This is a genomic window from Sphaerisporangium sp. NPDC049457, from assembly GCF_055586705.1.
In genome coordinates this window covers 89404-108099 of record NZ_JBVJHR010000011.1, presented here as the reverse complement: position 1 = coordinate 108099, position 18696 = coordinate 89404, and the positions used below count along the sequence as shown (strand labels likewise).

The following is an 18696-nucleotide window of genomic DNA, read 5'->3' as shown; positions in this document are numbered from 1 at the left end:
AGCAGGTCGGAAGCGGTGGGCGGAGGCCGGCCGGTCCGAGGGGCGGGCGGGGGGCTATGGGGCGCTGAACACGTGGTCGCTTATCAGCCGTGCGCCCCCGATGACCCCGGCGGTGTCGCCGAGCTCCGAGAGCACGATGGGCAGGTTCCCGGTGGCCAGCGGCAGCGACCGGCGGTAGACGACGCTCCTGATCTCCGCTAGTAGTACGTGGCCCAAGCGGGCCACGCCTCCAGCGATGATCACCAGGCCGGGGTTGAAGAAGCTGACCAGGCCGGCCATCACCTGACCCACCTGGCGTCCGCCGTCCCTGATGAGCTGGATGGCGGCCGGCTCGCCGAGGGTCGCGGCCGCGGCCACGTCCTCGGCGGTCGGCTGCACCCCGAGGGCCAGCCGCTCGGCCAGGTACGGCGACCGCGGGGCGATCCTGACCGCCTCGCGGGCGAGCGCCGCGCCGCCGAAGTAGGCCTCCAGGCAGCCGGTGTTGCCGCACGTGCAGATCGGCCCCTGGTCGTCGACCCGCATGTGGCCGATGTCGCCGGCGCTGCCCGACACGCCCCGGTAGATCTTCCCGTCGACCACGATGCCGCAGCCGATGCCGGTGCCGATCTTGATGAGCAGGAAGTCGTCGACCTGCTTGGCGAGGCCGGCGTGCAGCTCGCCGAGCGCCATGAGGTTCACGTCGTTGTCCACCATGGCGGGGCAGCCGAGCTCCTGGCTGACGGCCTCCCGCACCGGGAAGCGGTCCCAGCCGGGCATGATCGGCGGTGCGAACGGCACGCCGTCGCGGAAGCTCACCGGGCCGGGAACCCCGATGCCGGCTCCGTGGAGCTGGGTGAACAGCCCCTGCTCACGGAGCTTGGCGAGCAGTTCCATGGCCACGCCGAGCACCTCGGCGGGACCGCGCCGCACCTCGCACGGCTCACTCACGTGGCCGAGGATCTCCAGCTCGCCGGTGGTCACCGCCACGTCCACCGAGGTGGCGCCGATGTCGATGCCGGCGAACCTCATCTGGGACGGCAGCCTGACCATGCCGGACCGCCGCCCGCCGCGCGAGGCCGCCAGGCCGGCCTGTTCGACCAGGCCCGTCTCGATGAGGCGGTCCAGTTCGAGGTTGAGCTTCGAGCGGGAGAGGGCGACGTCGTCCCCCAGCTCCGCGCGCGAGCGGCCGCCGTCGCGCAGCAGGCGAAGCAGGGTCGCCTGGTGCACGTTGTCCGGCCGTACGGGCATGCGTTTCACAGCGCCTCCGGTGCGGAGTGATGTGACGCCGAAGCTAGTTCACATTCGCCATGGTGAAAAGCACTTTTTGATGACGATCCTCAACTTTCGTCGTTATCAACAAAAGCCTGTGACGCAGGTCACGGCCGCTGTCCATGCGCGGGAACGCGAAAGCCGCGCGGTCTCGGGACGTACCCGTGATCGCGCGGCCTGAGGAGCCCCGCCCCGGCGACAGTCAGCGCGGAGCAGTCAGCGCGGAGCCTCCTGCGCGGTCACAGCATGGCCTTCATCGACGCGACGGCCTGCTCGCCGAGGGTGGTCGGGCGCAGGTAGGGCTCCTCGGCGAGGATGGCCTCCCAGTTGTCGCGGATCGACTCGATCGTCAGGTCGTCGGTCCGCCAGCCCGGCCCCTCGGCCACGAAGACGCGGGCGACCCGCCCGGCCCCCACGCTGAACACCTCTCCGCTGGTCTCGCAGCTCTCGTGGGCGAGGAAGGCGACGAGCGGGCTCACGCGGTCGGCGGTGAACCTCTGCTCGAACTCGGCCGGCAGCAGGGACTCCGTCATGCGCGTCCACGCGATGGGCGCGATCGCGTTGGCCTTGATGCCGGCGCGGGCGCCCTCGATGCCGAGGGTCTTGGTCAGCCCGACCAGGCCCATCTTGGCGGTGGAGTAGTTGGCCTGGCCGAAGTTGCCGAACAGGCCGGCGGGCGAGGTGGTGTTGACGATGCGGCCGTACCGCTGCTCCTTCATGTGCGGGAACGCCGCCCGGCTGACCAGGAACGAGCCGCGCACATGCACGGCGAGCACGGCGTCGAACTCTTCCACGGTCATCTTGCCGAGGGACTTGTCGCGCAGGATCCCGGCGTTGTTGATCACGATGTCGAGCCGGCCGAAGGCGTCGCGGGCCGTCTGGACGACCGCCTCGGCGCCCTCGGGCGTCGCCACGTTGTCGGCGTTGGCGACCGCCTCACCGCCGTTCTTGGCGATCAGCTCGACCACCTCGGCCGCGGGCCCCGTGGACGCGCCCGAGCCGTCGAGCGCGCCGCCGAGGTCGTTGACGACCACCTTCGCGCCGCGTTCGGCGAGCAGGAGCGCGTGCGACCGGCCGAGACCGTGTCCGGCCCCGGTGACGACCGCGACCTTCCCGTCGAACCTGAGTTCCGACATGCCGCCCACCCTTCGAGGAGAATCAGTCGAGGAGGATCCAGGAGAATAAGATTCTGGAAAGCTGGCCTCACAATATCGCGCGACGCCGTCATGCCCCATACCCCGCAGGCGACGCACACCCGTACATAGCAGACAGTGATCAGACAGGTCAGATCCTGCTATAGTTTCTGCCCCCAGGGCGAGGGTCAGCGTCGACCCCGTTTCCGCATGCCCCCGTCCGATACCCCCCTCGGGCTGGAGGCTCGCATGCCCGCACAGCCGCCTCTCCGTGTGATCCAGTGGGCGACGGGCGCCCTCGGCGGCTACGCGCTGCGCAGCCTGATCACCCGGCCCGAGTTCGAACTGGCCGGTGTGCTCGTGTACGACCCCGGCAAGGTGGGCCTGGACGCCGGCGGGCTGGTCGGGCTGCCGGAGACCGGCGTCCTGTGCGGCGACGACGTCGACCGCGTCCTTGCCACCGAAGCCGACTGCGTGCTGCACATGCCCCTGCCCGCCGCCTACTTCGGCGGCGACTACGCCGCCGACCTGCGCACGGTCTGCGCGCTCCTGGCCTCGGGCAAGAACGTCATCACCACCACGGGCTTCATCTACCCGCAGGTGTACGGCGCCGCCGTCGTCGAGCAGCTTGAGACGGCGTGCGCCGCCGGGGGCACCTCGGTGTACGGCACCGGCATCAACCCCGGGTTCATGAGCGACCTGCTGCCGCTCGCGCTCACCGGCCTGTCGGCGCGGCTGGACCACATCTACGTGCGCGAGTCGTCCGACTACCTCGGGCACCCGTCACGGCAGATCGTCATGGACCTGATCGGGTTCGGCCGCGAGCCCAAGGACTACGCGATGACCGTGCGTCCGTTCAGGGCCGTCCAGCGCGCGCTGTTCTCCGAGAGCGTCCAGCTCGTGGCCGAGGCGCTCGGCGTCAAGCTGGACGAGGTGGAGGAGACCGACGAGTACGAGCTGGCGGCCGACGAGCTGGAGATCGCCGCCGGCGTCATCCGGCCCGGCACGGTCTGCGCGTCCAGGTGGGTCTTCTCCGGGCTCGTGCGAGGGCGGCCGTTCATGACGGTCGAATGCGTCTACAAGTCGGACGCCGCCAGGGTCCGCCGGTGGCCCGCGCCGGGCTTCGCCATCCACATCGAGGGCCGCCCGCAGCTCATGCTCAAGATCGACGAGGTGTCCCACGGGCTCGCGGGCGCCGCGGCGCACGCGGTCAACTCGATCGCCTCGGTGTGCGCGGCCCCGCCCGGCATCCGCACCCTCCTCGACCTCCCCCTCGCCACCGGCCGCAACACCACCCGCCTCCCCTGACCCTTCCAACGGCCCGCCCCCTCCGGCGGCCCGCATCTCTTCCGCCACCCGCCGAGGCTCATGATCGGCGCCGCGCCGGAAGGAAGGGGGTACGGCGTGACCGGCGCCGCCGTACGGCGGGATACCGGGCCATCCCGTCACTGTCAGGACAAGTGGGACACGATCTCGGTGAGGCGGGTCTTCTGGGCGGTGGCGGTGCGGCGGGCGAGGGAGACGGTCGCGGCGTCCTTGCCTTCGGCGCCGGCCTTGTCGGCGAGCCGCGCGCCGTAGTCGGTGTGCCGGGCGAACGTGGTCAGCCACAGGCGGTCGAACGCCGGGCCCGACCGTCCCTTGAGCGCCACAAGCTGGGCCGGACTGAGCATTCCCTCCATCTGGTGCACCGGAGGGTTGTCGGAGTCGGGCACCGTGAACCGCCACGCGCGCAGCGAGACCGCCAGTTCCTCGACCTGCGCGGCCTCCTCCCCGGCCAGGCGCCCGGCCAGCCCCCGCACGTACGGATCGCGGCCTCGGCCGGGGACCAGCCGCGCCAGCGTGACCCCCTGGCGGTAGTGCAGGATCATCTCCCGGCGGAACAGCACGTCGGTGAGGTTGTAGGGCAGATCGTCGAAGGACGCGGCCACCTTCACCGCCCCGCCGTCCGGCGCCGCGGCGCAGCCGCTCGCGGAGACCATGGTGACCAGCCCCAGAACGGCGGCCAAACCCACCGCCGCGACTCCCCTCGCGTCCACCACAGCCACCTCATCCACCTCACGCTGGAAGGACGATCGCCTCCTCCGTGGGATACGGACACAGGGCGCCCGGTGTTCACCGTTCCCGGGTCACGGCGCCGGGTGCCACAGGTCGGGCTCGTCCGCGCCGGCGGCGCGGATCCGGCGGACGCGCCCTCGCGCCTCCAGGTACACCAGGTGGGCGAGCGTCTCGTTCGTGGCGGCCCTGCGCATGAACGCCGGGATCGTCTCCCACGGCCGCGACCAGGTGAGCCGGGTGGTGATGTCCCAGCACGCCGCGCCGTCCGCCCTGGCCACCTCCGCCTCGATCTCCGCCAGCCGCCTGGAGTGGTGCGCGGTCACGTAGTCGACCCGGTCGGCCAGTTCGAGGAAGCGGAACTCGTGCGCGGGCAGCACCTCGTCCACCTCCAGGTCCCTGACGGCGGCCAGGCCGCCGAGATAGTCGGCGAGCGGGTCCGGCGCCGACTGCGGGTGCACCGCGACGATCGGCGTGATCCTCGCCAGCACGTGGTCTCCGGAGAACAGCACCCTGCGGGACGGGGAGACGAAGCACAGGTGCCCCGGCGAATGCCCGGGGGTCCAGACGGCGCGCAGGTCCCACCCCGGCAGGTCGAGGACCTCGCCGTCCTCGATCAGCCGGTCGGGCCCGGCCATCGTCACGTACTGGCGGATCATCATCGACGCCCCGCTCAGCTCGTCCACGCTGACCGGCGGCACGCCGCCGCGCACGAGCTGCGCCCGCTCACGATCGACCAGCGCGTCGATCCTCGACTCGTCGTAGCGTTCGTGGAGCAGTGCGGCGTCCGCCGCGTGCAGGCCGATCCAGGCGCCGGACGCCTCGCGCACCCGCCCCGCGAGGCCGTAGTGGTCGGGGTGGATGTGCGTGACCAGCACCGCGCGCACGTCGGTCATCGCGTACCCCGCCACGCCGAGCCCGCCGGCGAGCGCCGCGTACGCCTCCTCGGTGTTCCAGCCCGCGTCGATGATCGCGACCCCGCCGGGGACCTCCAGCGCGTACACCAGGACGTACCTGAGCGGGTTGATCGGGATGGGCACCGGGATGGACCACAGCCCCGGACGCACCTGTTCGACCTCGGGCATGGCGCCGCCGAGCCAGGCGTCCCGCTGCGCCGGGTTGGCCGGGGTCACCCGCCTGCCCGGCTCGGCCGCCGCCGCGTCCCGCGCCGCCTCGACGGCCGGCCCCGCCCCCTGCTCGCCCATTCGCGCTCCCTCCGGCCTTCGAAGCCACCGCGCCATCGCGCCACCGCCGGCGCCGACGACCGGCGACCGACGTCCCCGATTGTGCACCGGTCACCGAATGTTGTTCTACTCGGGGTGGATGACGGCCGGCTCCGGCTCCCGTCCGGGTTCGGTGTCCAGGCCGGAGCTCGGCTCGGCGGTGGCCGGCGGGAGCCGCAGGTACAGCGGGGCGGAGAGCAGCAGCACCCCGGCCGCGACCCACCAGGCGGCGGCCGTGCCCGCCCGGGACGCCAGCAGGCCGAGGAACAGCGTGCCCAGCACGCCGCCGAGCATGAGCTGCAGCGAGTCGACCGACATCAGCGTGGCCCGCCGCGAGGAGGCGACCCGCCGGTGGAGCATCTCCGCGCGCATGATCTCGGCGACGGCGACCGCCGCGAACATGACCGCATAGGCGCCGCACGCCGCCGCGATGCCCGCCGGCCCGGACAGCGCCACCGAGGCCGCGAGCGAGGCGAACGCCACCGCGCCGGCCACCGTGCCCGCGACCGCCGCCGCGACCGGGCCGCGCAGCAGCCGCGCCGCCCGGGGGGCGAGCCACGACCCGAGGCCGCTGGCGCCGAACCCGGCGGCCGCGACGAGCGCGTACACCGAGCCTCCGGACTCCACCGTGCCGGTCAGCGCGGCGAGCCTGCCCGGGGTGAGCATCTCGATGGCGTTGAGCCCGACGCCGAGGACGAACGCCATGAACAGCAGGCGGCGCAGCCCGGCGCGCGTGAACGCCAGCCGCAGGCCCGAGCCGACGGTGACCGGCACGTCCCGCAGCACCGACCTGAGCGAGGGACGCGGGTGCGGCGGCTCGGGCATCGCGAAGAGCACGACGACGAACAGCACGGCCGCCGCCCCGGCCGAGGCGACCATGGAGACCGCCAGGCCGCCGGGGATCAGCAGCGGCAGGAAGCCGCCGATGAGCGTGCCAACGCAGAGCGAGGCCGACCCCATGGCCTCTCCCCGGCCGAGGCCCGGCTTGAGATCGGCCTCCGGCCCCTCCGCCGCGTGCACCGTGTCGACGTACCAGGCCGCCGCCGGCCCGCTGGCCAGCGCCCGCGCCACGCCCTTGAACACCGCCGCCGCGACGAAGACCCAGAGCGAGCCGGCCACGGCCATCAGGCTCATCGCAACGACGCTGAACAGGGCGGACGCGGCCAGCACGACCCGCCGGCCGGCGACGTCGGCCAGACCGCCGGTGGGTAGCTCCAAGACGGCGGCGACCCCTCCGAAGACCGCGGTCACGACGCCGACCTGCGCGAGATCGAGGCCGCGCGAGGTCATCAGCAGGACCATCGAGGCCAGCATCAGGCCGGGCGGGAACCAGGTCAGGAAGCTGACCGTCTGGTAGCGCCGCAGCGCCGCCCGCGCGGACAGCACTTCTGAACCAACGTGGGCGCTCATCCGCCGTACCCCCTGCTCGGGAAGGCCGCGAGGTGGAGCATCACCCGTTCGGCGCCGGCGCTGGAGGCGTCGGCGGCCTCCATCTCGTGGACCAGCGCCTCGACGCGCTCGTACAGCAGCTTCAGCGACGCGGGCGTGAGCCGGACCATGTCGTCGGACATGCCGGCCGCGTCGATCCACTCCGGGCCCCAGGAGTCGCGTTCGCGTTCGAACCGCTCACGCTCGGCGAGCAGCACCTCGATCTGCCGGTCGCGCATGAACCCGGCCGCCTCGCGGCCCTCGGGGGTGCCGCCGATCTCCAGCTCGCTCCAGGAGGTGTAGCGGTGGACGGACCGCCAGCGGCGCTCGCGCGCGTCGCGCTGCTCGGGGTCCTGCTCCACGAAGCCGTACCTGGCGAGCTGCCGCAGGTGGTAGCTGGTGGCGCCGGAGCTCTCGCCGAACTTGGCGGCCAGCTCGGTGGCCGTGGCGGGGCCGTCGAGGCGCAGCGCGCCGAGCAGCCGTACGCGCAGCGGGTGGGCCACGGCCTTCAGAGCCCGCGGATCGCTCACGCGGTAGGTGTCGGAGTCCTCGCTCATACCGCAAAGATAGCTTTGCAAAGCTACATTTGCAAAGACCCCTTTGCGGAATGGATCGCCACCGGCTTCCTCCCTCCCCTCGCCTCCGCCTCGCCTCCGGAAGGCTGAAAGTTTCAGGGAAGCGGGCCGAGCGGCCGAAGACCGCCGACCAGCGGCGAAACGACCCGCAAGCGCCCCTCGGCGGCAATCGGCACACCTCGGCGACCGGCGGGACCCGCGCGGGCGGCCCGCGCCGTCCACGCTCGGCCGGGCGAGGGCCACCACGGCGGCGCCGGTCCATTGACGGTCCGGACACGCGTTGGAAACATCGCGGGAACCGTCGTCTTGGGAGCGCTCCCATACGCGCGCCCGCAGACGCTCCGACTTTGACACCTGGGGAAATCGCGTGATCAGACCATCCCGGCGGTGGGCGGCCTCACTGGCCGTCGCCGCGGCGGCCACGCTGGCCGCGTCCGCCCTGTCCGCTCCGGCCGCGCGCGCGGCCGGTACGCATGCGCCACCCGTTCAGGCCCTGGCCGCCGCCGCGAACGCCGACCCGGAGGGCCCCGAGCAGATCCGCAACGGGACCTTCGACAACGGCACCGACCCCTGGTGGCACACCGACAACATCACCTTCGACGCCACCGGCGGCCGGCTGTGCGCCGACATCCCCGGCGGCACGGTGAACCCGTGGGACGTCATCATCGGCCAGAACGACATCCCCCTGGTCGAGGGCGAGACCTACGCGTTCGGCTTCTCGGCGTCGGGCGACCCGACGAAGGTCGGCAAGGCGCTGGTGCAGATGCCCGTCGACCCGTACACGGCGTACCTGAGCGTCAACCCGGAGCTCACCCCGGACGGCGGGACGTTCGCCTACACCTTCACCTCGCCGGTCGACCTCGACAACGGGCAGGTGGTGTTCCAGATCGGCGGCAGCTCCACGCCGTGGCGGTTCTGCGTGGACGACATCAGCCTCAAGGGCGGCGCCGATCCCGAGGTGTACGTGCCGGACACCGGCCCGCGCGTCCGCGTCAACCAGGTGGCCTACCTGCCGAAGGGCCCGAAGAACGCCACCGTGGTCACCGAGGCGACCACGGCCCTGCCCTGGAAGCTCAAGAACGCCGCCGGCGCGGTCGTCGCCTCCGGCACCTCCACGCCGCGCGGCGTGGACGCCAGTTCCGGGCAGAACGTCCACTCCATCGACTTCGGCTCCTACACCAAGCCGGGCGCCGGCTACACGCTCACGGCGGACGGCGAGACCAGCCGGCCGTTCGACATCGACGCCCGCGCGTACGAGACCCTGCGCTCCGACGCGCTGAAGTTCTACTACTCGCAGCGCAGCGGCATCGCGATCAGCGACGAGCTGCGCCCCGGCTACGGACGGCCCGCCGGCCACGTCGGCGTCGCGCCGAACCAGGGCGACACCGACGTGCCCTGCCAGCCCGGCGTCTGCGACTACACCCTGGACGTCTCCGGCGGCTGGTACGACGCCGGAGACCACGGCAAGTACGTCGTCAACGGCGGCATCTCGGTCGCCCAGCTCATGAGCGAGTTCGAGCGCACCAAGAACGCCCCGACGGCCAAGCCCATGGGCGACGGCGCGCTCAAGCTGCCCGAGAGCGGCAACCACGTGCCCGACATCCTCGACGAGGCCCGCTGGGAGCAGGAGTTCCTGCTGAAGATGCAGGTCCCGGACGGCAAGCCGTACGCGGGCATGGCCCACCACAAGATCCATGACCAGAACTGGACCGGTCTGCCGCTGCTGCCGCACCTCGACCCGCAGAAGCGCGAGCTGCACCCGGTCTCGACCGCCGCGACGCTGAACCTGGCCGCGACCGCCGCCCAGGCCGCCCGGCTGTTCGCCCCGTACGACGCGGCGTTCGCCGCCAAGAACCTGACCGCCGCCCGCAAGGCGTGGGCCGCGGCCAAGGCCAACCCCGGCCTGCTCGCCTCCCCCAGCGACGGCACCGGCGGCGGCACCTACAGCGACTCCAACGTCAGCGACGAGTTCTACTGGGCCGCCGCCGAGCTGTACATCACCACCGGCGAGGCGGAGTTCAAGGACTACGTGCTGGCCTCGCCGCAGCACACGGCCGACATCTGGGGCCCGCGCGGCTTCGACTGGGGCAACGTGGCGCAGCTCGGCCGCCTCGACCTGGCGACCGTGCCCAACGCCCTGCCCGGACGCGACGAGGTGCGGCAGTCCGTGGTCGCGGGTGCCGACAAGTACCTGGCGACGCTGACCGCGCACCCGTACGGCGTGCCGTACAACCCGCCCACCTACGACTGGGGCTCCAACAACCTCGTGCTGAACAACGCGGTGGTCATGGCCGCGGCCTACGACCTCACCGGCGACCGCAAGTACCGCGACGGCGTGCTGCAGGGCATCGACTACATCTTCGGCCGCAACGCGCTCAACCAGTCGTACGTCACCGGGTACGGCGAGGTGAACTCGCACAACCAGCACAGCCGGTGGTACTCCCACCAGCTCAACCCCGACCTGCCGAACCCGCCCAAGGGCACCCTGTCCGGCGGCCCGAACTCCGGCGTCGAGGACCCGGTGGCGCAGGCGAAGCTCACAGGCTGCAAGCCGCAGTTCTGCTACATCGACGACATCGAGTCCTGGTCGACCAACGAGCTGACGATCAACTGGAACTCGCCGCTGTCGTGGGTCTCGGCGTTCGTGGCCGACCAGGGCGACGGCACGGTGAAGGCCCCCGGCAAGTGCCAGGTGACCTACATCACGCACGGGCAGTGGCCCAACGGGTTCACCTCCCAGGTCACCATCAAGAACACCGGCGCCACGCCGGTGGACGGCTGGAACCTGAAGTGGTCGTTCCTCGGCGGCCAGAAGGCCGGGCAGACCTGGAACGCCGGGATCACCCAGAGCGGCGCGACGGTCACCGCCAAGAACGTGGCCTCCAACGCCAAGATCAAGCCGGGGCAGTCGGTCACGTTCGGCTTCCTCGGCACCAACCCCGGCGGCGCCAACCCCAACCCCGACCTGTTCACCCTGAACGGCGCCGCCTGCTCCTGACCCCACCTCGGACCCTGGCCGGGCCGGCCGGGGGACCACGGCTCAACGCCGGGCCGCCACCGCACAGGTGGCGGCCCGGCCGCGTTCACCCGGAGGCGCCTCGGCCGCGTTGACGCCGGACGCCTCCGGCTGCGATCACCCGCACACGCCCGGCCGCCCCGCCGCGAGCGCGGCCGCCCGATCGTCCCGATTAAGGTGTGCGCATGATCGGAGCCATCTGGGTCGACGAGGCGGTCATCCGCCTGCGGCCGGACTTCCACGTTCTCGCCATCGGCGCGTACGGCCTGGGCAACGGGCCCTCCGACGAGCGCTCGCGCGCCTGGCTGGCCGAGGCGGCCTCGACCGCCGTGCGTCCCGACCACGAGAAGATCCTGGCCTGGCAGGACGCCTACCGGGCGTTCGGCGCCAAGCCGCAGCGCACCCGCCCCTCGGTCGACGCTTTGGTGCGCCGGATGCCGCCTCCGGAGATCAACCTCGTCGTGGACGCCTACAACGCGGTCAGCGTCCGCCACGTCCTGCCCATCGGCGGCGAGGACCTCGCGCACTACGAGGGCACGGCCAGGCTCGTCCGGGCGAGCGGCGAAGAGCCGTTCGACGCCGTCGAGAAGGGCGAGACGGTCATCGACCACCCCGAGATCGGCGAGGTGGTCTGGCGGGACGACCGCGGGGTCACCTGCCGCAGGTGGAACTGGCGCCAGTGCGTGCGCACCCGCATCACCGAGAGCACCGTGGACGCGCTGTTCCTGCTCGAGCGGCTCGCGCCGATGACGCTGGAGGAGCTCTCCGCGGCCGGGGACGAGCTCACCGGCCTGCTGCGCGAGATCGCGCCCGGCGTTCGCGTCGAGTCACGGCTCGTGGGACCCGCCTGAGCCCTCACCCGAACCCCGCCTGAGGCCCCACCGGTTCTCCGTCTGACCCCCGCAGGCCGTCCCCCCGACCCCGGCACCTGGACGCCGTCCCGAGCCCCGCCGCGCCCGCGTGGGACACGCTTGTAGCGTGGTGGAGAGAGCACCCGCCCTTGGAGGTGAGCATGGCGTCACCCCCCGGACTGACTACCCGCGCGTGACCAGTTTGAACGGTCCTGGGATGATCGGGCCGTGAGCCCGTCCCAGACCGCACGCTCCACTTATTTGGGCGAGTAGCCTTGGACAGGTTCTCTAATCAACAACGCCGATCTGCGGAAGAGGGCGATTTCCGCCGTGTCGTCTGAGTCGTCGCGGACAAACCCACTGACCAACTTTGGCCAGAACGAGTGGCTTGTCGACGAGCTGTACCAGAAGTACCTCCAGGACCCCGAGTCTGTCGACCGTGCCTGGTGGAACTTCTTCGCTGACTACAACCCCAACTCCGGTACGAGCCGCACGCAGGCGCCAGAAGGGTCCAACGGTGCGACGGCCAAGGCCGCCGCCGCGACCACGACCGCACCGCCGCAGCCCGCACCGGCGGAAGCCGCTCCTCAAGCCGCCAAGACGACTCCCGCTCCAAGCGCGCAGCCCCAGAAGGCCAAGCCCGCCCCGGCGACCCCGTCCGGCGCTGAAGAGGTGCGGCTGCGCGGGGCGGCCGCCCGCACCGCGCAGAACATGGACCTCAGCCTGGCGGTCCCCACCGCCACGAGCGTCCGCGTGGTCCCGGCGAAACTGCTCATCGACAACCGCATCGTCATCAACAACCACCTGTCGCGCGGTCGCGGCGGCAAGGTGTCCTTCACCCACATCATCGGGTACGCCATCGTCAAGGCGCTGGCGGCGATGCCCGACATGAACCACTCCTACGCCGAGGTCGACGGCAAGCCGACCCTGATCAAGCCCGAGCACGTCGGCCTGGGCCTGGCCATCGACGTGCAGAAGAGCGACGGCTCCCGCCAGCTCCTCGTCCCCTCGATCAAGAACGCCGAGTCGTTCGACTTCCGCCAGTTCTGGACGGCGTACGAAGAGATCGTCCGCAAGGCGCGGGGCGGCAAGCTCGGCGTGGACGACTTCGCGGGCACCACGATCAGCCTCACCAACCCCGGCACCATCGGCACCGTCCACTCGGTCCCCCGCCTGATGCCCGGCCAGGGCACGATCATCGGCGTCGGCGCGATGGAGTACCCGGCCGAATACCAGGGCGCCTCCCCCGAGACGCTCAACCGCCTGGCTGTCAGCAAGGTCATGACGCTCACCAGCACCTATGACCACCGCATCATCCAGGGCGCCCAGTCGGGCGACTTCCTGCGCCGCATCCACCAGCTCCTGCTCGGCCAGGACGGCTTCTACGACGAGATCTTCCAGTCGCTGCGCATTCCCTACGAGCCGGTCCGCTGGGTCCAGGACATCTCGGCCACCCACGACGACGACGTCGCCAAGTCGGCCAGGGTCATCGAGCTGATCCACGCCTACCGCGTGCGCGGCCACCTCATGGCCGACACCGACCCGCTCGAGTACAACCAGCGCAAGCACCCCGACCTGGACATCAAGTCGCACGGCCTCACGCTGTGGGATCTCGAGCGCGAGTTCGCCACCGGCGGCTTCGGCGGCAAGCCGCTGATGAAGCTGCGCGACATCCTCGGCGTGCTGCGCGACTCCTACTGCCGCACGGTCGGCATCGAGTACATGCACATCCAGAACCCCGAAGAGCGGGCCTGGATCCAGAGCAAGGTCGAGAAGCCGCATGGCAGGGTGAGCCGCGAGGAGCAGCTGCACATCCTTCGCCGGCTGAACACCGCCGAGGCGTTCGAGACCTTCCTGCAGACCAAGTACGTCGGTCAGAAGCGCTTCTCGCTGGAGGGCGGCGAGTCTCTGATCCCGCTGCTCGACTCGGTGATCAGCGACGCGGCCGAGGAAGATCTCGACGAGGTCGTCATCGGCATGGCCCACCGCGGCCGGCTGAACGTCCTCGCCAACATCGTCGGCAAGTCCTACGCCCAGGTGTTCGGCGAGTTCGAGGGCAACCTCGACCCGCGCAGCGCCCACGGCTCCGGCGACGTGAAGTACCACCTCGGCGCGTCGGGCGACTTCACCACCCCCAGCGGCAAGAAGATCGCCGCCTCCGTGGTGGCGAACCCCTCCCACCTGGAGGCCGTCGACCCGGTGCTCGAAGGCGTCGTCCGCGCCAAGCAGGACCTGCTCGAACGCGGCGAAGAGGGCTTCACCGTCCTTCCGGTGCTCGTGCACGGCGACGCCGCCTTCGCCGGCCAGGGCGTGGTGGCCGAGACGCTCCACCTGTCGCAGCTGCGCGGCTACCGCACGGGCGGCACGGTGCACGTCGTGGTGAACAACCAGGTCGGCTTCACCACCTCCCCCGCCTCCTCCCGGTCCAGCGTGTACGCCACCGACGTGGCGCGCATGATCCAGGCGCCGATCTTCCACGTCAACGGCGACGACCCCGAGGCCGTGGTCCGCGTGGGCCGGCTGGCCTACGAGTACCGCAAGAGGTTCCGCAAGGACGTCGTCATCGACCTGGTCTGCTACCGCCGCCGGGGCCACAACGAGGCCGACAACCCGAGCTTCACCCAGCCCCTGATGTACGACCTGATCGACGCCAAGCGTTCGATCCGCAAGCTGTACACCGAGGCGCTGATCGGGCGCGGCGACATCACGGTCGAGGAGGCCGAGCAGGCGCTGCGCGACTACCAGGAGCAGCTCGAACGGGCCTTCACCGAGACGCGTGAGGCCGGCAAGAAGCCCCTGGAGCCGGGCGCGGTCGTCAAGCCGGCCCCCGACGAGGTGGTGCCGTGGTCGCACGAGGACACCCCCTCGGCCATCAGCGAAGAGACGATCAAGCGGGTCGTCGAGACGCAGCTCACTCTGCCCGAGGGCTTCACGGTGCACCCGCGTCTCGCCCCGGTGCTGCAGCGCCGCGGCCAGATGATCACCGAGGACGCCGTCGACTGGGCCATGGGCGAGACGCTGGCCTTCGGCTCCCTGCTGATCGACGGCCACCCGGTCCGCCTCGTCGGGCAGGACTCCCGCCGGGGCACCTTCGGCCAGCGGCACGCCGTGCTGGTCGACCGGGTGACCGGCGAGGACCACACACCGCTGAAGTCCTTCAACCAGGGCACCACGAAGTTCTACGTCTACGACTCCCTGCTGTCGGAGTTCGCGGCCATGGGCTTCGAGTACGGCTACAGCGTCGTGCGCCCGGACGCTCTGGTGGCCTGGGAGGCGCAGTTCGGCGACTTCGCCAACGGCGCGCAGTCGATCATCGACGAGTTCATCTCGTCGGGCGAGCAGAAGTGGGGCCAGCGCTCCTCGGTCGTGCTGCTGCTGCCGCACGGCTACGAGGGCCAGGGTCCCGACCACTCCTCCGCCCGCATCGAGCGGTTCCTGCAGATGTGCGCGCTGGACAACATGACGGTCGCCCAGCCGACCACGCCGGCGAACTACTTCCACCTGCTGCGCTGGCAGGTGCTGTCGAACCGCCGCAGGCCGCTGATCGTCTTCACGCCGAAGTCCTTGCTGAGGCACAAGGCAGCGTCCTCGGCGACCGCCGAGTTCACCTCCGGCGCCTTCCGCGCGGTGATCGGCGACGCGACCGTGACCCCGTCGAACGTCAGGCGCGTGGTGCTCTGCTCCGGCAGGGTCTACTACGACCTGGCCGCGGCCCGCGACAAGCAAGGGCGCACGGACGTGGCGATCGTCCGGCTGGAGCGGCTCTACCCGTTCCCGGCCGAGGAGCTGCGCGCCGAACTGTCCCGCTACGGCTCCGACACCGAGCTCGTCTGGGCGCAGGACGAGCCGATCAACATGGGCCCGTGGCCGTACCTCACCCTGAAGCTCACCGAGGACCCCGGTCTGCTCGACGGCCGGCGGCTGCGCCGGGTGTCGCGTGCGGCCAACTCCTCCCCGGCGGTCGGCTCGCACGCCGCGCACGACGCCGAGGTGGAGCACATCATCACCGAGGCCCTCGGCTGACGGGTCGCGCCGGTCAGCAGTATCACGGAAGTCCCCCACAGGCGTCCTGTGGGGGACTTCCCCATATGTCCGCCTATGGCATGGAGGGTTGCGATGTATTTCACTGACAGGGGCATCGAAGAGCTGGTCGAGCGGCGCGGCGAGGAGGAGGTCGGCATCGTCTGGCTGGCCGAGCGGCTGCGCGAGTTCGTCGACCTCAACCCCGAGTTCGAGGTCCCGGTGGAGCGCCTGGCCACGTGGCTGGCCCGCCTGGACGACGAGGACGACTGACGCGCCCGACCGACACGCCCCACCGACACGCCCGGCCGAGGCGCCCGGCCGAGGCGCCCGGCCGACGGCGAAGGTGCTTCCGCGAACGCGATACATCTTGACTTCTCGTCATCGCGATATATCGTGTCTACTGGAAGGTATTCACCACGACATCGTCGAAGGGCGAGACCATGCCCAAGTGGACCATCGACCAGCCGGAGAAGCTGACGTTCGGGGCGGTGAGCGAGCTGAACGTCCGCATCGTCGCCGGCCGCCTCGCCGTGCTCGCGAGCGACGGGCCTCCGAGCCTGGAGGTGAGCGACATCGAGACGCCACCGCTGATCGTCGAGCATGACGAGCACGGCCGGTTGACGGTGGCCTACAAGGACCTCACCTGGGACGGCATCCTCGGCTGGCTGCGGCCCGGCCGGCGCGACACCACGCTCACCCTCACCGTGCCCAAAGAGTGCAGGGTCCAGGCCGGGGTGATCTCCGCCTCCGCGGTCGTCGCCGGCTTCGAGGGGCGCACCAACGTCAAGAGCGTGTCCGGCGAGATCGTGCTCGACGGCGTCAGCGGCGAGATCGAGGCAGAGACGGTGTCCGGCCCGGTCGAGACCCGGGGCCTGGCCGGTGATCTGTCCTTCACCAGCGTGGCGGGCGAACTGACCGTCGCCGGCGGCACGCCGCGCCGCCTGCGCGCCAACACCGTGTCCGGCCGCATCACCGCCGACCTTGAGCTGCCGCCGACCGGCCACGTCACCCTGCACAGCGTCTCCGGCGCCATCGTCGTGCGGCTTCCCGGGGCCGTCGACGCCGACGTGTCGCTGCGCTCGACGTCCGGCAGGCTGAAAAGCGCGTACCCGGGCCTTGACGACACCAGCCGCCCCGGCGCCCGATCGGTGTCCGGCCGGCTCGGCGGAGGCATGGCCTCCCTGTCGGCGACCACGATTTCGGCCGATGTGACGCTTCTGAGGAGAGACCAGTGAGCCCCGTTTTCGCCCATGGACGCCTCCGGCTGTACCTGCTCAAGCTGCTTGAGGAGAGCCCGCGGCACGGTTACGAGGTGATCCGCCTCCTGCAAGATCGCTTCCTCGGCGTCTACTCGCCCTCGCCCGGCACGATCTACCCCCGGCTGGCCCGCCTGGAGGAGGAGGGCCTGGTCACCCACGAGGTCGTGGACGGCAAGAAGATCTTCACGATCACCGACAAGGGCCGTGCCGAGCTTGAGGCGCGCATGGACGAGCTCGCCGACCTCGAGCAGGAGATCTCCCAGTCCGTCCGCGACATCGCCCGCGAGGTCAAGGAGGACGTCCGCGACACCGTCCGCTCCCTGCGCGACGAGCTGACCCAGATGGCCCGCGAGGTGCGCCAGAGCGGCCGCGAGGAGCAGCGTTCCGCCAAGGACGACCTGCGCGCGGCCAAGGACGACTACCGTCACGCCTGGCAGGAGCAGAAGCAGGCGTGGAAGGAGCAGAAGCAGGAGTTCGAGCGCCAGAGGCGGGTCTGGAAGGAAGAGACCCAGCGCTGGAAGCAGGACTGGCTGCGCGGGGTGTGGGGCGGCGCCTGGCAGGGACGAGGCGACCGCGACCGCGACGCCGAGCTCGGCCGCATGCTGGCCGAGTTCGTCGAGGAGATCCGTGGCGCCGCGTCGGCGTCCTCGGTGAGCGAAGAGACCCTCGCCACCGCGCAGGACGCCCTGTACGAGGCGGCCACCCGCATCCGCTCCGCGCTCCGATGATGATCCTGTACGGCTTCCGCCCCCCGCTGCTCCGTCTCGGCGCCCACCCACAGCCGTGCGCGCCCCGCGACGAACAGCCGGAAGCCGTCCAGCGAGACGAGGCCGCCGGGCAGGGCGGCCTCGCCGGCCCCCTCAGCCGCCCGCGGGCAGCGTGAAAACGATCTTCCCGAACACCTCGCCCTGCTCCAGCGCGGCGAACCCCTCCTCGGCCCGGCCGAGCGGCAGCACGCGGTCCACGACGGGACGCACGCCGGTCTGCTCCAGGAACGTGGCGAGCCGCCCGAGCTGGTCGCGCGTCCCCATCGTCGAGCCGACCACCGAAAGCTGCAGGAAGAAGACGCGGTTCAGGTCGGCCGACGGAACCGCGCCGCTGGTCGCCCCGGAGACGACGATGCGGCCGCCGGGGCGCAGCGACTTCAGCGAGTGGTCCCAGGTGGCCTGCCCCACCGTCTCCATCACCGCGCCGACGCGCTCGGGCAGGCGTGCCCCCGGCGCGAACACCTGGTCGGCGCCGAGTTCCAGCGCCCTGGCCCGCTTCTCCTCCGAGCGGCTGGTCGCCCACACCCGGTAGCCTCCCGCGCGGCCGAGTGCGATGAGCGCGGTGGCCACCCCGCCGCCGGCCCCCTGGACGAGCACGGTGGACCCCGGTTCCAGCCCCGACTTCTCGAAGAGCATGCGGTAGGCGGTCAGCCACGCCGTCGGCAGGCAGGCGGCCTCCTCGAACGACAGGGCGGCCGGCTTTCGGACCAGGTTGGCGCGCGGCACCACGACCCGCTGGGCGAACGTGCCGTCATGGACCTCCGACAGCAGGGAGCGCTTCGGGTCGAGCGTCTCGTCACCGTCGACCGGAGTGCCGATCACCGAGTGGACGATGACCTCGTCGCCGTCCTCGTCCACGCCGGCGGCGTCACACCCGAGGACGATCGGGAGACGGTCCTGGCGGATGCCGACGCCCTTGAGCGTCCACAGGTCGTGGTGGTTGAGCGCGGTCGCCTTCACGGTGACCGCGGTCCACCCGTCGGGGACCTCGGGCTCGGGACGCTCCCCGAGGGTGAGCCCGGCGAGCGGGTTGTCCGGGTCGGTGCTTGTGCATGTCACGGCGAACATGGCGGCACCCTACCCCCGGGGCCCGCCTCCTCCCCCCGCCCCCACACCCTTGC

The 18696-nt window shown here is 71.4% G+C and carries 14 protein-coding genes; 7 read left to right on the top strand and 7 right to left on the bottom strand.

The genetic code is table 11. The annotated features are described in order from the left end of the window. Positions 1 to 54 precede the first annotated feature (54 nt). A complete protein-coding gene (locus tag ACZ6QO_RS18620) occupies positions 55 to 1227 on the bottom strand; it encodes an ROK family protein (protein WP_465852431.1) in 1173 nt (390 codons plus the stop codon). A gap of 260 nt (positions 1228 to 1487) precedes the next feature. After that, complete coding sequence (locus tag ACZ6QO_RS18615) at positions 1488 to 2384, bottom strand: SDR family oxidoreductase (RefSeq protein WP_465852152.1); 897 nt, start codon at positions 2382 to 2384, stop codon at positions 1488 to 1490. Between the two features lie 246 nt (positions 2385 to 2630). Between ACZ6QO_RS18615 and ACZ6QO_RS18610 the strand changes: the two genes are divergently transcribed. After that, positions 2631 to 3689, top strand: a complete 1059-nt coding sequence (locus ACZ6QO_RS18610; RefSeq protein WP_465852151.1) for an NAD(P)H-dependent amine dehydrogenase family protein — start codon at positions 2631 to 2633, stop codon at positions 3687 to 3689. 143 nt (positions 3690 to 3832) lie between these two features. Here the strand turns inward: ACZ6QO_RS18610 and ACZ6QO_RS18605 are convergent, their stop codons facing one another. The 4 genes from ACZ6QO_RS18605 to ACZ6QO_RS18590 all read right to left on the bottom strand — a co-directional run bounded on the left by ACZ6QO_RS18605 (position 3833) and on the right by ACZ6QO_RS18590 (position 7641). Further along, positions 3833 to 4426, bottom strand: coding sequence for a DUF305 domain-containing protein (locus ACZ6QO_RS18605; protein ID WP_465852149.1), 594 nt, complete (start codon positions 4424 to 4426; stop codon positions 3833 to 3835). A gap of 81 nt (positions 4427 to 4507) precedes the next feature. Further along, positions 4508 to 5638, bottom strand: coding sequence for an MBL fold metallo-hydrolase (locus ACZ6QO_RS18600; protein WP_465852143.1), 1131 nt, complete (start codon positions 5636 to 5638; stop codon positions 4508 to 4510). A gap of 105 nt (positions 5639 to 5743) precedes the next feature. Further along, positions 5744 to 7066: an MFS transporter gene (locus tag ACZ6QO_RS18595; protein WP_465852142.1), complete on the bottom strand. Its 1323-nt coding sequence runs from the start codon at positions 7064 to 7066 to the stop codon at positions 5744 to 5746. Then, positions 7063 to 7641, bottom strand: coding sequence for an ArsR/SmtB family transcription factor (locus ACZ6QO_RS18590; RefSeq protein ID WP_465852140.1), 579 nt, complete (start codon positions 7639 to 7641; stop codon positions 7063 to 7065). The genes ACZ6QO_RS18595 and ACZ6QO_RS18590 overlap by 4 nt, the downstream gene beginning before the upstream one ends. A 385-nt stretch (positions 7642 to 8026) precedes the next feature. On the opposite strand from ACZ6QO_RS18590, the gene ACZ6QO_RS18585 reads away from it, so the two are divergent. From ACZ6QO_RS18585 to ACZ6QO_RS18560, 6 genes are all read left to right on the top strand, one after another. Continuing rightward, positions 8027 to 10657, top strand: coding sequence for a glycoside hydrolase family 9 protein (locus tag ACZ6QO_RS18585; protein WP_465852138.1), 2631 nt, complete (start codon positions 8027 to 8029; stop codon positions 10655 to 10657). Positions 10658 to 10860: 203 nt separating this feature from the next. Further along, on the top strand, positions 10861 to 11526 hold the full coding sequence (locus ACZ6QO_RS18580) for a B3/B4 domain-containing protein (protein ID WP_465852137.1): 666 nt from the start codon (positions 10861 to 10863) through the stop codon (positions 11524 to 11526). Between the two features lie 330 nt (positions 11527 to 11856). Next, positions 11857 to 15549, top strand: a complete 3693-nt coding sequence (locus ACZ6QO_RS18575; protein ID WP_465852135.1) for a multifunctional oxoglutarate decarboxylase/oxoglutarate dehydrogenase thiamine pyrophosphate-binding subunit/dihydrolipoyllysine-residue succinyltransferase subunit — start codon at positions 11857 to 11859, stop codon at positions 15547 to 15549. Positions 15550 to 15642: 93 nt separating this feature from the next. Continuing rightward, a complete protein-coding gene (locus ACZ6QO_RS18570) occupies positions 15643 to 15819 on the top strand; it encodes a DUF6104 family protein (protein WP_465852134.1) in 177 nt (58 codons plus the stop codon). 170 nt (positions 15820 to 15989) lie between these two features. Beyond that, a complete protein-coding gene (locus ACZ6QO_RS18565; protein WP_465852132.1) occupies positions 15990 to 16784 on the top strand; it encodes a DUF4097 family beta strand repeat-containing protein in 795 nt (264 codons plus the stop codon). After that, positions 16781 to 17536, top strand: a complete 756-nt coding sequence (locus tag ACZ6QO_RS18560; RefSeq protein ID WP_465852130.1) for a PadR family transcriptional regulator — start codon at positions 16781 to 16783, stop codon at positions 17534 to 17536. The genes ACZ6QO_RS18565 and ACZ6QO_RS18560 overlap by 4 nt, the downstream gene beginning before the upstream one ends. Positions 17537 to 17668: 132 nt before the next feature. Here the strand turns inward: ACZ6QO_RS18560 and ACZ6QO_RS18555 are convergent, their stop codons facing one another. Then, the gene (locus ACZ6QO_RS18555; protein WP_465852128.1) at positions 17669 to 18643 is read right to left on the bottom strand and encodes a zinc-binding dehydrogenase; all 975 of its coding nucleotides are present in this window, start codon (positions 18641 to 18643) and stop codon (positions 17669 to 17671) included. Between the last annotated feature and the right edge of the window lie 53 nt (positions 18644 to 18696).